At 71.3% G+C, this 15090-nt stretch carries 13 protein-coding genes; 10 read left to right on the top strand and 3 right to left on the bottom strand.

What is annotated here, in order from left to right; genetic code table 11:
- The first annotated feature begins 71 nt into the window (after positions 1-71).
- The 5 genes from RIU97_RS07895 (at position 72) to RIU97_RS07875 (ending at position 4604) form a co-directional block, all read left to right on the top strand.
- A complete protein-coding gene (locus tag RIU97_RS07895) occupies positions 72-1124 on the top strand; it encodes a beta-ribofuranosylaminobenzene 5'-phosphate synthase family protein (protein WP_404954550.1) in 1053 nt (350 codons plus the stop codon).
- 30 nt (positions 1125-1154) lie between these two features.
- The gene (locus RIU97_RS07890; protein WP_404954549.1) at positions 1155-2132 is read left to right on the top strand and encodes a phosphoribosylaminoimidazolesuccinocarboxamide synthase; all 978 of its coding nucleotides are present in this window, start codon (positions 1155-1157) and stop codon (positions 2130-2132) included.
- Between the two features lie 103 nt (positions 2133-2235).
- Entirely contained in the window at positions 2236-2655 is a 420-nt protein-coding gene (gene panD / locus RIU97_RS07885) for an aspartate 1-decarboxylase (protein ID WP_404954547.1), read from the top strand.
- Between the two features lie 107 nt (positions 2656-2762).
- Positions 2763-3740 carry a GlxA family transcriptional regulator gene (locus RIU97_RS07880; RefSeq protein ID WP_404954545.1) on the top strand — a complete coding sequence of 326 codons (978 nt, stop codon included), beginning with the start codon at positions 2763-2765 and terminating at the stop codon, positions 3738-3740.
- Positions 3741-3851: 111 nt separating this feature from the next.
- Complete coding sequence (locus tag RIU97_RS07875; RefSeq protein WP_404954543.1) at positions 3852-4604, top strand: MBL fold metallo-hydrolase; 753 nt, start codon at positions 3852-3854, stop codon at positions 4602-4604.
- A gap of 61 nt (positions 4605-4665) precedes the next feature.
- Here RIU97_RS07875 and RIU97_RS07870 read toward each other — a convergent pair whose 3' ends face one another.
- Positions 4666-6255 (bottom strand): protein kinase domain-containing protein, encoded by a 1590-nt coding sequence (locus RIU97_RS07870; RefSeq protein ID WP_404954541.1) that lies wholly within the window; start codon positions 6253-6255, stop codon positions 4666-4668.
- 172 nt (positions 6256-6427) lie between these two features.
- Here RIU97_RS07870 and RIU97_RS07865 point away from each other — a divergent pair, with 172 nt between their 5' ends.
- The 5 genes from RIU97_RS07865 (at position 6428) to RIU97_RS07845 (ending at position 11666) form a co-directional block, all read left to right on the top strand.
- Positions 6428-8371, top strand: a complete 1944-nt coding sequence (locus RIU97_RS07865; protein WP_404954539.1) for an FHA domain-containing protein — start codon at positions 6428-6430, stop codon at positions 8369-8371.
- Between the two features lie 151 nt (positions 8372-8522).
- Positions 8523-9359 (top strand): inositol monophosphatase family protein, encoded by an 837-nt coding sequence (locus RIU97_RS07860; protein ID WP_404954537.1) that lies wholly within the window; start codon positions 8523-8525, stop codon positions 9357-9359.
- Between the two features lie 71 nt (positions 9360-9430).
- Positions 9431-10849 (top strand): phytoene desaturase family protein, encoded by a 1419-nt coding sequence (locus RIU97_RS07855; RefSeq protein WP_404954535.1) that lies wholly within the window; start codon positions 9431-9433, stop codon positions 10847-10849.
- Positions 10850-10888: 39 nt separating this feature from the next.
- Positions 10889-11083: a hypothetical protein gene (locus RIU97_RS07850; protein ID WP_404954533.1), complete on the top strand. Its 195-nt coding sequence runs from the start codon at positions 10889-10891 to the stop codon at positions 11081-11083.
- A gap of 64 nt (positions 11084-11147) precedes the next feature.
- Positions 11148-11666, top strand: a complete 519-nt coding sequence (locus RIU97_RS07845; RefSeq protein ID WP_404954531.1) for an O-acetyl-ADP-ribose deacetylase — start codon at positions 11148-11150, stop codon at positions 11664-11666.
- Between the two features lie 38 nt (positions 11667-11704).
- Here RIU97_RS07845 and rph read toward each other — a convergent pair whose 3' ends face one another.
- Positions 11705-14332, bottom strand: coding sequence for a rifamycin-inactivating phosphotransferase (gene rph / locus RIU97_RS07840; protein WP_404954527.1), 2628 nt, complete (start codon positions 14330-14332; stop codon positions 11705-11707).
- A gap of 162 nt (positions 14333-14494) precedes the next feature.
- Positions 14495-14977, bottom strand: coding sequence for an Lrp/AsnC family transcriptional regulator (locus tag RIU97_RS07835; protein WP_404954525.1), 483 nt, complete (start codon positions 14975-14977; stop codon positions 14495-14497).
- Positions 14978-15090 lie beyond the last annotated feature (113 nt).

Here is a 15090-nt window from a genome sequence, read left to right as displayed (position 1 = left end):
TACGGAGCGGCGGTCGCCCCGGGCGGAACCGGCGCGAACATCTTGAATTCACCGGATGGTGGGAGGGAAGAATGACCGAACCCATATCGCAGGAATGGGGCGTTCGCATTCGAACGGGGTGCCGCGTCAGTTTCACACTGATCGACCTGAACGGAGAGACCGGTCGCCGCAACGGCATGGCGTCCATGGCCTTGCGCTCGCCCGGCCTGGAGGCCTTCGTTCTGCCGCACCACACGATCGAGGTGGAGGCGGACGAGAACGGCTCCGCCCACCTGGAAGCCGTCACCGCCTTGATGCACCGCCTGCGCGAAGCATGGCAGGGTCCGCCGGCCAAAGCGGTCGTACGCAAGGGGCTGCCTCCCCATACGGGATTCGGTTCCGGCACCACGACCGCTGTGGCCGTCGGCCGGGCGTACGCGCAGTTCGCCGGCGTTTCCGTGGGCACTGCCGAGATCGCCAGGGCCGCCGGCCGGGCCGGCACCTCGGGTGCCAGCGCCAACTTGATAGAACGCGGCGGATTCCTGGTCGACGGCGGGCACCTCAACCCTGACGACTTTTCGGACGACCCGCGTCGCTATCTCGTCCCCAGCCGCTTCGCCGGCGGCGGGAAGAGGCCACCCGTGCTGGTCTCGGCCCCGTTTCCGGCATGGCCGGTCCTCGTCGTCATCCCGCACGGCAACCAGATGCACGGTGAGGCTGAACGCGAGTTCTTCGCCCGGACGCTGCCGATTCCGGCCGAGGAGGCCCGGCGCACGGCTCACGCGGTCCTGATGAACCTGGCCACTTCGGTCCTGGAAGCCGACTACACCGCCTTCTGTCGCGCCGTCAACTTCCTCACCTACGAAAGCCATTTCAAGCAGAAGCAGATCGACATGCAGTCGTCGCAGGTGAAGTTCCTGCTGGAGGAGGCGCGGCGGGGAGAAGAGGTCGACGCCATTGCCATGAGCTCCGAGGGTCCGTTGTGCTACGCGTTCACCCGGCGGCCGCAGGCCGCCGTCTCCTGGCTCTCGGAACTCCGTTCGGCGGGCATCGTGCAGGACTTCTGGTTCAGTGGCGCCCGCAACGTGCCCGCCGACATCGACTGGGTCCCGGTACTCGAGGACGGCCGGACCGTCATCGCTTGAAAGACGATCAACGAGCGTGAGGAGCAAGGGGTGCCGAAGAAGTTCTCGACGAAGAACCTGGTCGTCCTGGAGGAACCGACCTCCGACCGAACCGGCCTGGGCTGCTTCGAGTTCACCGATGAGTATTCGGTGTTTCACCACGGTAAGATGCCCGACCCGATTCCCGGCAAAGGTGAGGCCTGCTGCCGCATCGCCGCGTTCAACTTCGGCCTGCTGGCCCGCGAAGGGGTCCCCACCCACTTCCGTGGATTTCACGCTCCCAACCGCATGGACTTCGACCTGTTGAGAGTCGTGGATCCGCAGCGGCGGACGCTCGGACCGATGGACGTCAACCATCTCCTCCCCCTCCAAGTCGTCTTCCGCAACGTTCTTCCCGAAGGGTCCTCGGTACTTCGCCGCCTGCGTCTGGGCCGTCTGTCGGCGACCGACATCGGTCTCACCGAACCACCGGAGCCCGGCACGGTGCTGGCCCGGCCGGTCATCGAGTACACCACCAAGCTCGAGGAGATCGACCGGTTCGTCGACCGGGACGAGGCGGCGGGGATCAGCGGCCTGAACGCGGAACAGCAGGCCGAACTCGAAGAGCGCACACGGCTCATCGACGAGATCGTCACCGATCACGCGCGCAGTGTCGGGCTCGTGCTCGCGGACGGGAAGGCGGAGTTCGGGCGGGACGGCCAGGGACGGCTGGTACTCGTCGACCACGTCGGCTCACCTGACGAGGCCCGTCTGCTGCTGGACGGCGCGCACGCGGACAAGCAGGTGCTGCGGGATCACTACGCGGCTGACGGCCTGCAGACACAGGTCGAGGAATGGGTGGAGGAAGGGCGTCCTCGGTCCACCTGGCCGGCTCCGAAGCCCCTGCCGCCTGAGGTGGTGCAGGTGGTGGGCGAGATGTATCGCTCCCTCTGTGAAGTGTGGACGGGCACGCGGGTGTGGGGCGAGCGGGACCTGGACCTGGTGCTGCACCGGCTGGAGGCCGTCGGCGTCGGCCGGAACGAGTCCTGAAGGGCTTCGGGGCGGCTGACCGAACATGCGGCGCGGTCCAGACCGGAGAGACCGCCCTGGACCTGCATCGAGCAGGCAGTGAGCAGACATTCTTGGAGTTTCCATGCTTCGTACCATGTTCAAGTCCAAGATCCACCGGGCCACGGTCACCCAGGCCGATCTGCATTACGTCGGGTCCGTGACCGTCGATGCCGATCTGCTGGACGCCGCCGATCTGCTGCCGGGGGAGCTCGTCCACATCGTGGACATCGCCAACGGGGCCCGCCTGGAGACCTATGTCATCGAGGGCGAGCGCGGATCCGGCGTCATCGGGATCAACGGCGCCGCCGCGCATCTGGTGCACCCCGGGGACCTGGTCATCCTCATCAGTTACGCGCAGCTCGCAGACGCCGAGGCGCGGGTGTTCGAGCCTCGCATCGTCCATGTCGACGCGGACAACCGGATCGTCGAGCTGGGAACGGATCCCTCGGCCCCGGTGCCCGGTACGGACCAGGAGCGCAGCCCCCACGCGGTCGCTCTCTGAGCTGAGTCGGGAACCCTGCCCGCTGCGGCCCGGCAGCGGGCCGGCTGTCCGGATCTGAGACAACCTCGTCATTGCGGACATGCGCCGAAGGGCGAATGATTCGGTGCATGCCCGCACCGCGAAGAGTCGTCATCGTTGCGTTCCCCGGCGTCGAATTGCTCGACATCACGGGGCCCGCCGAGGTGTTCTCCGTGGCGACCCGCGTCGCGGGACCAGAGGGCGTCGGTTACCGGGTGCAGATCGCGACGGCCGCTGGAGGCGAGTTGCTCACCTCCAGCGGTGTGCGGCTGGTGTCCGACCTCACCCTGGAAGAGGTGGACGGCACGATCGACACCCTGCTGGTGGCCGGTGCGATCACCCAGGACGGAGAGAACGTCGAGGCGGTCATCGACGAGACGGTCAGCGCCTGGCTGCGGCGGGGAGAGCCGCGGGCCCGAAGGATCGGCTCGATCTGCGCCGGCGCCCATCTGCTGGCCGATGCGGGGCTCCTGACGGGCTCGCGGGCCACGACCCACTGGCTCACCGCCGCGAAACTGGCCGCCGACCACCCGGAGATCAGCGTCGAACCCGATCCCATATTCATCCGGTCAGGGCGGGTGTGGACCTGCGCGGGAGTCACCTCCGGGATGGACATGGCCCTGGCGATGGTGGCCGAGGACCACGGCCAGGCCACCGCGCTCGCCGCCGCCCGCGTGATGGTCATGTACGTGAAACGCTCAGGTGGGCAGAGCCAGTTCAGCGTACCGCTTTCCGTGCAGGCGCCCCCCGACGACCCGGTCGAAGCACTGTGCCGGTGGATCGCCGAGCACCCCCGCGAAGACCTCTCGACCGAAGCGCTCGCCACCCGGATGAATCTGAGCGCGCGGCACTTCTCGCGGCAGTTCGGCAGGCGTACGGGCAGCACTCCCGCCTCCTACGTCGAGGCTGCCCGGCTCGAGGCCGCCCGCAGGCTCCTGGAGGAATCGGACCTGAGCCTGCCGGAAGTCGCCGCGTCCAGTGGTCTCGGCTCGGTGAAAACCCTGCACCGTTCGTTCCAGCGCCAGCTGAGAACCACTCCCGCCGAGTACCGGCGCCGCTTCCGGTAGGCCGGTACGAGCCGCACCTCGCCCCGGCACACAAGGTCCCGCCCGGCCTCCGCGGCTCGCGGTGGACACCGGCATGCCCGAAACACGCTCCACCACACGAGGGAGAAGAGCATGTCTCACACGAAGGTCATCCCGATTCCGGTCCTGGGCAGGCACGCGGTCAACGCGTACTTGCTGCTGGGCCGGCGCCCCGTCATCGTCGACGCCGGCACGCCCGGCAGCGCCCGCAAGATCTACGATCAGGTCGCCGCACACGGCGTGGACCCCGCGGACATCGCGCTGATCGTCATCACGCACGGCCACATCGACCACTTCGGCTCCGCGGCCGAACTGCACCGGCTGACCGGAGCTCCCGTCGCCGGTCACATCGCCGACCTCGAACCCTTCCGCACCGGCCGGGTCCGCCAGCCGTACCTGCCCACCGGCCCCATGGGCCGCCTCATGAACCGCAACAAGAACCTCCACGTCCAGGCCGAATCCCTCGAACCGGACGTCCTCGTCCGCGGCGAGACGAGCCTCGACGACTTCGGCATCGCGGGACGCATCATGCCCACGCCCGGACACACCGCCGGTTCGGTCTCCGTCATCACCGACACGGGTGACCTCGTCGCGGGGGACCTGGTGGCCAACTCCTTCATGGGCCTCATACCGGGGAAGCCGGCCAACCCGCCCTTCCACGACGACCCGCTCGGCAACCTCGTCAGCTTGCGCGAGATGCTCGCCCTGAACCCCAGACGGCTGCACGTGGGCCACGGCACCCCACTCGACCCCGACCGCGTACGGCGCTGGGCGACCCGCGAACAGCGCCGCCTCACCAGCCTTGCCGCCCGGGGCCGTCTCACCACGCGGGCCCCGGCGGGGTGACCGGTGCCGCTGGTTCGGCGCAATGGTCGGCAACCACGCGGCCGACGCCGACCGGCCGGGATCAGCCGGTGCAGGTGATGGAGAAGGGGACCGGGTTGGAGGTGGTGCGGGTGGGGCTCTGGAGTTCCACGGCCATCCCCGTGGTCAGGGTGCCGGCCTTGGCGTAGGTCGTCAGCCGTACGGTGTCGTGCCCGGTGGGGTTGGCCTTGTCCCCGATGGCCAGGGTGCGCCAGTGCGGATCGACCACCGAGCCGTCGCCGGACACCCAGCGGTAGGAGATCAGGGTCGGCTCGGATGCGGTGAAGGTCGCGGTGAACGCCGGAGCCCGGCTCTCGGGGGTCGGACATCTGCCGGTGTAGGTGGTGTTCGCGCCCGCCACCGACATCCGTACGCCCGAAGCGGGGGCGGCGTCCTCGTCGTTGCCGTCGAGGGCGTGCACCAGCCCGGCGGCGACCAGTACGCAGACGGCCGCGCCGGCGGCGACGAAGGCCACCGTACGGCGCTTGCGGGGCGGGGCTTGGGGCGACGCGTGGGCGGACGACGCGTGCTCGGGCGACGCGTGCGCGAGCGGGGCGGGCGTCGCCGCCGTCGGGATCGCCGCCGCCGTGGAGACGGGGGCCGTGGTCGCGGCCGTTCCGGGCTCCGCGGGAGCCGGCAGGACGCGGGCGGCGGTGGTGGTGGCCTCCGGTTCGTGGGCGACGTCCCGCAGGGCCCCGGCGGCTTCGGCGGCGGGGGTCCGCTCGGCCGGCTCCTTGCGGAGCAGCCCGGCGATGACCGGGGCGAGCGGGCCGGCCCGGGTCGGCACCGGCGGTTCCCCGTCCACGACGGCCCGCAGGGTGCTCAGGGCGCTGTCCTGCCGGAACGGGGAGATCCCCTCCACGGCCGCGTACAGCATCACGCCGAGGGACCACAGGTCCGACTCGGGGCCCGAGGGGCGGCCCAGCGCCCGCTCCGGCGGCAGGTACTCGGGGGAGCCGACCACCTCGCCGGTCAGGGTCAGGGCGGTGCTGCCCTCGACCATGGCGATACCGAAGTCGCTGAGGACCACCCGCCCGTCGTCGGCGAGCAGCACGTTCGCCGGTTTCACGTCGCGGTGCTCCACCCCGGCGGCGTGCGCGGCGCGCAGCGCGCTCAGCACCTCCGCGCCGATGTGCGCGGCGTGGCGCGGGGTGAGCGGTCCCTCGGCGCGCAGCAGGTCGGCCAGCGACCGCCCGCGGACCAGCTCCATGACGATCCAGGGCCGGTCGTCCTCCATGACCACGTCGTGGACCGTCACCACGTTGCGGTCGGGTATCCGGGCCGCCGCCCACGCCTCCCGCTCCAGCCTGCTGTACATCCGCGCGATGTCGCCGGCCCGCAGGTGGGCAGGTGCCCGGACCTCCTTGACGGCGACCTCGCGGTGCAGGGTCTCGTCGCGGGCCCGCCACACGGTGCCCATACCGCCCTCGCCGAGCCGGGACAGCAGCCGGTAGCGGCCGGCGATCAGCCGTTCCCCGTCCGGTGCGCCCGGGGCGGCGGGGGTCGTGGCCGTGCCTGCGCCGGCGGCGGCGGCGGTGGCGGTGGCCGCGGTGGTGGCCGCGGTCGTGGCCGTGCCTGCGGTGGTGGCCGCGAGCGTGCCGTCCGTCACGGTCTCGGATTCCTCGTTGTGCATGGGGGCGGTTCTCCCTCTGATCGCCTGCCGACGCCAACATCACGTACGGCCCCGGACCCCCGGTTCAACGGAGTGACCGGAATTTTTCGAAAATGGTTGAACCGAACACGTTCGCGACGGCGTGTTGCTGTCGTACGAGGAGTCAGCGGGCGTCTTTTTCAAGGAGTGTGGAGTGCCTTCGGTCATCGTTGGGCGCACGGGTCCCTTTACCGGGCAGAGCGTGGTCCTGGGCGGCGAGCCCCTCAGCTTCGGGCGCAAGAGCGACAACGGCGTCGTGATCGTCAGTCCCAGTGCCTCCCGGCTGCACGCCGAGGTCCTTGACGAGGACGCCGGTTTCGTCCTCTACGACCGGGACAGCCGGAACGGCACCTTCGTCAACGACCAGCGCGTCACGCGGCATGTGCTGCGTCCGAACGACTGCATCCGGATCGGCGATGAAACGTTCCTCTACGAGGCCCAGGACGCCATGGAGACGGTCATGGACCTCTCCCTCCTGGACGTGCCCCGGCCGAGTGCCGCGGACCCCGGCACGCTGAGGGTCACCATCACCGGCGGCGGCCCGGTGGGCCTCGCCTTCGCCCTGGCGCTCGACGAGATGCTGCCCGGGCGGACCGCCATCACCCTCTACGACGGGCGCTGGACCAGGAAGGGCTCCTCGGTCGTCTGGAAGGACGAGACCCAGGGGAACTTCCGCCGCCAGCAGGTGGTGACCGTCCAGAGCCGGCAGTACCTCGCCCTGCCCGAGGAGGTGCTCGCCGCCCTCTTCGACGACGACGGCGCCTACTCCGAGATGTGGCCCGTCGGCCCGGACTCGGTCGACGGCCGCCCGCCCCGCAACATCCGGATCGCCCACATCGAGGACCGGCTGCTGGACCTGGCCAGCCGGAAGCCCTCGATCCGCCTGGTTCCCAGGCGTTTCGACGTGGCGGAGGAGCAGAACCGGATCACCCAGGATCACGTGCTGGTGGTCGCCGAGGGCGGCCGCTCCCGCACGCGGGAGCACTACGCCGACCGCTTCGGCGCGGCCGACGCCTCGATCTACTCCCTCGACGGCGAGCACCTCCAGGACGTCGTGCTGGGGCTGCGCGTCAAGTCGAAGCTGCCGGATCCGATGAGCGTGCTGCTCACCGTGTCGCAGAACCGCTTCCTGCTCAACTCGCTGCGCGGCGAGGGCTTCCTGAACATGCGGCTCACCCGGGAGGAGGTCAGGAACGTCATCGGCATCGACCCGGTCCGCCACGTCTTCGAGGAGTGCATCGCCGCCCGCCCCTGCCTGATGAGCCGGCAGGAGGAGGACAACGAGTTCCGCTGCCCCACCCACGGCACCCTCTTCCTGCCCGCCCTGCTGCGCGGTTCCCCGCTGTGGAAGGAGATCCGGCAGGGCCTCAGCCTGTTCGGGGTGGCCGAGGAGGACCTGTCCGCGATCACCTCGTTCCGGCTGGACATGGTGCAGCGCCCGCGGTTCACCGCACAGCTGCACCGCCCGACCACGACCACCCCCGGCACTTACGGCTTCCTGCTGGGCGACGCGGCCAACGCCATCCACTTCTGGCCGGGCCGCGGCCTCAACAGCGGCCTCGCCTCGGCCACTTCGCTGGCCCGCTCGCTCAGCCGCGCCTGGCGGGGCAAGCCGCTGCGGGACGCCGACTTCATCCGGCACGAGGCGGCGATGTCCATGCTCCAGTACCGGCACAAGAGCCGGGCCTGGAACGCCATGGTGACCACCGACGAACAGGGTGTCACCCGCGCCATCAAGGACATCATCGGGCGCAGCACGGAGGCCGGTCCCGGTGCCGGTGCCGGTGCCGGTACAGGTGCGGCTGCCGGTGCTGCCGGTGCCGCGGACGGGAGCGACCTGGAGGCGCTGCTGGACCGTATGGCGGGGATCCGCGAACGGCTGGCGCCCCGCATGCCCGGCCTGCCCGGCGACGGGGAACTCCGCTCCCACCTCGCCTCGATCGCCCCGGCCACCCTGCGCACCCTGCGGGAGAGCGGTGCCTGGGACACCCTGATCGTCGGCGGCGAGGAGGCCGACATCGACCTCTTCTACCAGTCGGACTCCCCGGTCTTCGTCCCCCGGCCGGCCGACCCCCGCAGCCCCTCTCCCGTCGGCTGACTTCCCCCCGGACGGGTCTGCGGAGCGCCGCCCCCCGGCAGGGGGCGGCGCCGACCGCGCCGACCCGGTTCACCCGCGGTACACCCGGAATCCAGCGGTCCGACGGGGATTGTCGGTGGGGTTTGCCGTGCGGGCGTGATGTGATGGGCACATGATCGATGAGTTCCTGACCCATGGCCTGCCGGATGTGGAAGAGGCCGTCCGCAAGGCGGCGGCGATCGAGATCATGCCGAGATTCAGGCAGCTCGCCGAGCACGAGGTCGTCGAGAAGAGCGGCCCCCACGACCTGGTGACCGTCGCCGACCGCAAGGCCGAGGAGCACCTCACGGCCTCCCTGACCCGCCTGCTGCCCGGCTCGGCCGTGGTCGGCGAGGAGGCCGTGCACGCCGATCCCACGGTGTACGAGGCGCTGCGCGCGGACGCCCCGGTGTGGATCGTCGACCCGGTGGACGGCACCCGCCAGTTCGTGAACGGCGACCCGGCCTTCTGCACCCTGGTGGCACTGGCCCTGCGCGGGGAGATCCTCGCCTCCTGGACCTTCGCCCCGGCGCTGGAGGAGCTGGCGACCGCCGTGCGCGGGCAGGGCGCGTACGTCAACGGTGAGCGGATCCACAGCGGTTCGCCGGAGGCCGGAGCCGCGCTGCGGGTCGCCATCGCCCACCCGCTTTACACCTCCGACGAGAACAAGCGGACGCTGGCCCGGCTGGACGTGCCCGGGGTGGCGGCCAGGCCGTGCGGTTCGGCGGGCCTGGAGTACCTGAAGGTGGCCCGCGGCGAGATGGACGCCCTGGCCTTCACCTGGCCCTCGGCCTGGGACCACGCGGCCGGGCTGCTGCTGGTCGCCGAGGCCGGCGGGGCGCAGAGCACGGTCGAGGGTGTCCCCTTCCGGGTGGACCGGGACAACGCGCTGCCGTTCGCCGTCGGGCGGGACGAGGCCACCGCCGTACGCATCAGGGAGCTCCTCCGAGGAGTCCAGGCCCCGTCCTAGGGGTGTCCGGCCCGGGTGCGGGGCGCAATATCCTGGAGGCGCAGGCGCCGCCGGAAACGAAGGAGTCGCAAGTGCCGTCGATTCTCGATGTGGTCGTGGTGGGGGCGGGGCCCAACGGGCTGACCGCCGCCGTCGAACTGGCCCGGCGCGGCTTCTCGGTGGCCGTCTTCGAAGCCGCCGGCACGGTGGGCGGCGGATCCCGGACCGAGGAGCTCACCCTCCCCGGCTTCCGGCACGACCCGTGCTCGGCGGTACACCCGCTCGGCGCCGGCTCCCCGGTCTTCGCCACGATGCCGCTGAAGCGGTACGGGCTGGAGTGGCTGCACGCCCCGCTGCCGATGGCGCACCCCTTCGACGACGGCACGGCCGCCGTCCTCTCCCGCTCGGTCGCGGAGACGGCCGCGTCCTTCGGGCCGCGGGACGCGGGCGCCTACCGGCGTCTCGTCGGGCCGTTCCTCGGCAAGTGGGACACCCTCGCCCGGGACTTCATGTCCCTGCCGAACACCGCGCTGCCCAGGGACCCCGTCACCCTCGCCCGCTTCGGGCTCGCCGGGCTGCCGCCCTCCACCTGGCTCCTGCGCCGCTTCCGCGACGAGCGGGCCCGGGCCCTCTTCGCCGGGCTGGTGGCCCACGTCATCGCGCCGCTCAGCGGGATCGGCACCGGCGCCGTCGGCCTGGTCTTCGCACTGGCCGCGCACGCGAACGGCTGGCCGATGGCGCGCGGCGGCTCGCAGTCCGTCTCCGACGCGCTCGCCGCCTACCTGCGCGACCTCGGCGGGAAGATCCACACCGGCTTCGAGGTCAAGCGGCTCGACGACCTCCCGCCGGCCCGGGCGTACGTCTTCGACACCTCGCCGACCGCGCTGGCCCGGATCGCCCGGCTGGGGCGCGCCTACGACGGCTACCGGTACGGCGCCTCCGTCTTCAAGATCGACTACGCGCTGGACGGCCCGGTCCCGTGGACCGCCGAGGAGCCGCGCCGCGCCGGCACCGTCCAGATCGGCCCGCGCACCCGCGACATCGACGCCGCCCTGCAGCTGGCCTCGGGCGGCCGGGCTCCCCGCAGCCCCTTCCTCATCACCGCGCAGCCCAGCCTGGCCGACCCCGGCCGGGCACCCGAGGGCAAGCACGTGTTCTGGGCGTACGGGCACGTTCCGGCGCGCTGGGACGGCGATCTCACCGAAGCCGTCGAGCGCCAGCTGGAGCGCTTCGCCCCCGGCTTCCGCGACCTGGTCCTGGCCCGTGCCACGGCCGGCCCGCCCCAGCTCGCCGCCCGCAACCCCAACTACGTCGGCGGGGACATCGCCTGCGGAGCCGCCTCGGGGCTCCAGCTGCTGCTGCGCCCGAAGATCTCCCTCTCCCCGTACACCACGGCCCACCCGGCCGTCTTCCTCTGCTCGTCGGCGACCCCGCCGGGCCCCGGGGTGCACGGCATGTCCGGCCACAACGCCGCCAAGGCGGTCTGGCGCCACCTGCGCCGGGACGCCTGACGCCGGCCCCGCACCCGTATTTCATGGCAGGAGGAAGCAGTGGCTCTCGGCAACAACACGGGCGACAGAGAAAGAGTGCTCTTCTTCGTCGACCTGTGCGTCGCGGCGATCATGGCGGTGTTCGCCGCGATGTTCGCGGCACGGGGTGAATGGATGCTCACCGCGGGACTCGGAACGGCGGCCCTCGGCTGCCTTTTCACCGCGGCGTTCAGGCATCGCAAAAGGCACGGCTAGACGGACGCGCGCCCCCGGCCGCCGTGACGGCCGGGCGGGGGCGCCGCTCGCGAAAGGACTCCCGATGGTCCGCATCACCCTGGTCCTCGGCGACATCACCGCCGAGAAGGCCGACGCGATCGTCAACGCGGCCAACTCCTCGCTCCTCGGCGGCGGCGGGGTGGACGGCGCCATCCACCGCCGGGGCGGGCCGGAGATCCTCGCGGCCTGCGAGGACCTGCGGCGCTCGCACTACGGCAAGGGACTGCCGACGGGCCGGGCCGTCGCCACCACCGCCGGCAGGCTCGCCGCCGGGCACGTCATCCACACGGTGGGACCGGTCTGGTCGCGCGAGGAGGACCGGTCGGAGCTGCTGGCCTCCTGCTACCGCGAATCGCTGAGGATCGCCGACGAACTGGGGGCCCGTACGGTCGCCTTCCCGGCCATCTCCACCGGCATCTACGGCTGGCCCATGGACGACGGGGCACGGATCGCGGTGGAGACGGTGCGGTCGGTGCGGACCGAGGTGCGGGAGGTCCGCTTCGTCCTCTTCGACGCGGCCGCCTTCGCCGCCTTCGAGTCGGCGCTGGCGAGCGCCGGGTAGCCGCACCGCCGGATCCCTTGCGGGGGCGGTGCGGTCGCTCAAGGCAGGATCTCGACGTACCCGCCGGTTCCGTGCACGCGGATCCGCTGCCCGTCCCGGATCCGCCGGGTGGCCCGCTCCACGCCCACGACGGCCGGCAATCCGTACTCCCGGGCGATCACCGCGCCATGGGTCATCAGCCCGCCCACCTCCGTCACCAGGCCCGCGATTCCCACGAACAGCGGCGACCAGCTGGGGTCCGTGAAGGTCGTGACCAGGATGTCGCCCGCTTCGAGATCGGCCTCCGCCATGTCGAGGATGACGCGGGCCCTTCCCTCGACGGTCCCGGCGGAGACCGCCAGGCCGACCAGGGCACCGGCCGGCACGTCGTCGCGCCGGTACGCCCCGGTGACGGCCTCACCGTCCGAGGTGAGCACCCGGGGCGGGGTGAGCGCGTGGTACGAGCGGAACGCGTCCTTGCGCTGCCGGATGAGCCGGCCGTCCACCTGGTGCGAGCGCACGACCTCGTGGAGTTCCTGGAACGTGAGGTAGAAGACGTCCTCCTGCTCGGGAAGGACGCCGGCCCGCACGAGGCGTTCGGCCTCCTCCAGCAGGGCCTGCTTGTAGACGAAGGAGCGGCTGACGATGCCGTACTTCGGGTACTCCCGGTACCCGATGAAGGTCCTGACCCGGTCGATCATCCGCTTGGCCTCGTCGGCCTTCCGGTCCCCGTCCGGCAGGGCCCGCAAGCGTGACAGCACGTCCTGTTCCTTCTTCCGCGCCTTCTGCCGCCCTTGCTCGAAGCGCCGCCCGGCGGCGCCCGGCTCGAAGTTCCTGACGTTGTCGAGGATGGCGGGCACGAGCGTGGTGGGGCGCTCGCGCCAGCGCGGCCTCGTGATGTCGATCTCGCCGACGCAGCGCATGCCGTACCGGTCGAGGTACGCCTCGATGGCGTCGCGCGCTTCGGTCCCGCCCGCGAGCTTCGCCAGCCCGTCCAGGAAGTCCTCGCCCTCCACGCCCTGAAGGAACGTCACCACCTCCGGATGCGGGCGGATCACGTCCGCGACGTCGAGCAGCGCCAGTCCCATCTCCGACGTGATGTTGTCCGGGGCGGACAGCGTGAGCGTGTCAGCCGCGTTCTTCTCGCCCAGCCATTCCCGCAGCTTGTCGTTGAGCCACCACGTGGCCTCCATCGCCGCCATGATCGCCTGGAGGTTCAGCGGATCACCGAGGACCCGCTTGTGCTCCTCGAAGGCCTCCAGCAGGAAGTCGAACAGCGCCGGTCCGGTCTTCGTCCGGATGTCGCGCTCCAGGGCGGCGACGGACGCCTGGCTGCGTTCGATCAGCCCGGTCACGATGGCCGGATCGGTCTCGATCGGGGCGGGCGCACCGTCGGCGGGCGCACCGTCGGCGGGCGCACCGCCGGCCGGCGGCCCGCCGGGACCGGCGTCCGGGAGCGAGGGGACGAAATCCTCGCGGTCGAGGACGGTCTCCAGCGCGTCCCTGACCAGCGGATCGCCCTTCCCCATGAGGTCCAGGAGCCCGGCGCGGCCCGCGGGCGAGGCGAGCCGCCGGGTGACGTCGACGAACAGCCTCCCCCCGGCCTCGTGCATCGGCGCCATGGCCGTCAGCTGCCACATGGAGGACCCCAGGGGCCTCATGGGGTCGGTCATCATCTGCTGATGGCCGACGGAGACGTAGACGTGGTTCTCCTGGTCACCGGCCTCGGGAACGGGGAACAGCGTGGTGATCGGCCGGCTCTGCACGATCTGGAAGCCATCGTCGGCCAGGCACCATTCGATGTCCTGCGGGCGGCCGAAGTGCGCCTCGATCCGCCGCCCGAGCTGCACGAGCCGCACGACCTGCGCATCCGTCAGCGCCGGCTGCTCCTGCCGCCGCGCGTCGACCGCCACTTCCTGCGTACCGCCGGCCGGCAGGGCGTGAACGGCCCGCTGTTTGGCGGCGATCGACCTGGCGACGACCTCGCCGTGTCGCACCGTGAAGACGTCCGGGTTCACCAGGCCGGAGACCAGGGCCTCACCGAGGCCGAAGCCGGCGTCCACGGTGGCGACCTTCCGGTTGCCCGTGACGGGGTCGGCCGTGAACAGGACGCCGGCCGCATCCGGGAAGACCATCCGCTGCACGACCACGGCCATGTGGACCGTGCGGTGGTCGATGCCGCCCCGCCGGCGGTAGGTCACGGCCCGCTCGGTGAACAGCGAGGCCCAGCACCGGCTGATGTGCCGAAGGACCGCGGCCGGCCCCACGACGTTCAGGTACGTGTCCTGCTGGCCGGCGAAGGAGGCCGTCGGCAGGTCCTCCGCCGTGGCGCTGGACCGGACGGCGTAGGCGGCCGGCTCGCCGAGCCGGGCGAGTGAGCGGGTGACCGCCGTCGCGAGATCGCCCGGGACGGCGATTCCCTCGATGGCCCGGCGGATCTCCGCGCTGAGCGAGCGGATCGACTCCCGGTCGTCCGGGTGCACGCGCGACAGCCGGTCGAGCCGGTCGTCGATCGACGGCACTTGCGCCATGATCCGCCGGAAGGCGTCCGTCGTCACGCAAAAGCCGGCCGGCACGCGGACGCCTTCGATCCGCGACAGCCCGCCCAGGTGCGCGCCCTTGCCGCCGACGATCGCGACCTGCGTCTCGTCAACCTCTGGAAGGTCCCGCACGTACTGGTCGATCATCGCGATACCTCCGCGGATTGTGGCCTCGGCCGACGATTCTGCGCGGTGACCCGGGTCTTGCGGCAAGCCCCCCAAGGCGCTATACGTTAAAAGAGGCAAGGAGAGGGCTCTCCTTGCCTTTGCTTTTGCCTTCCGTGGCCCGGACGGCAGGGAACGCATCCGTCACGGCGACCTCTTGGACGCGCCCGGGGTGGGCCGGGGGTAGGTCCTGGACTGTTTGACGCTGCCGTACGCGAAGCTCGACTCGATCGAGGCGATTCCGGGGATGGCGTGGATGCGGTGGCGCACCAGGGCCTCGTAGGCCTCCAGGTCCTCGATGACGACGCGGAGCAGGTAGTCGCTGCTGCCCGCCATCAGGTAGCAGTCCTGGATGTGCTCGATGACGGCGACGTGCTCCTCGAAGAGCCGCACCGCCTCCGCCGTGTGGCGTTCCAGGCGGATCCGCACGAAGACGGTGACCGGGAGCCCGAAGGCCACCTGGTCGACCATGGCCGTGTAGCCGCGGATCAGGCCCGCCTCCTCCAGCCGCCGGACCCGGCGCAGGCAGGGCGACGGGGAGAGCCGTACGCGGTCGGCGAGGTCCTGGTTGGACAGGCGCCCGTCGGCCTGCAATTCCCGGATGATCTGCAGATCGACTGCGTCCACGGCCCCTCCTTGGCAGATTCTGCCCCAAACGTATGTCCGAGAGACAGAACTGGCAATCGGCTGCCCCGCCCGAAGCCCTAGCGTTGCCCTGGAACGGAACGGACCGGACCGGT

This window comes from Streptomyces sp. 147326 (genome assembly GCF_045000215.1).
In the GTDB taxonomy this organism is placed as follows: domain Bacteria; phylum Actinomycetota; class Actinomycetes; order Streptomycetales; family Streptomycetaceae; genus Streptomyces.
Note: the sequence above shows the minus strand (reverse complement) of the source record. Positions and strands in the feature narration are given on the sequence as shown.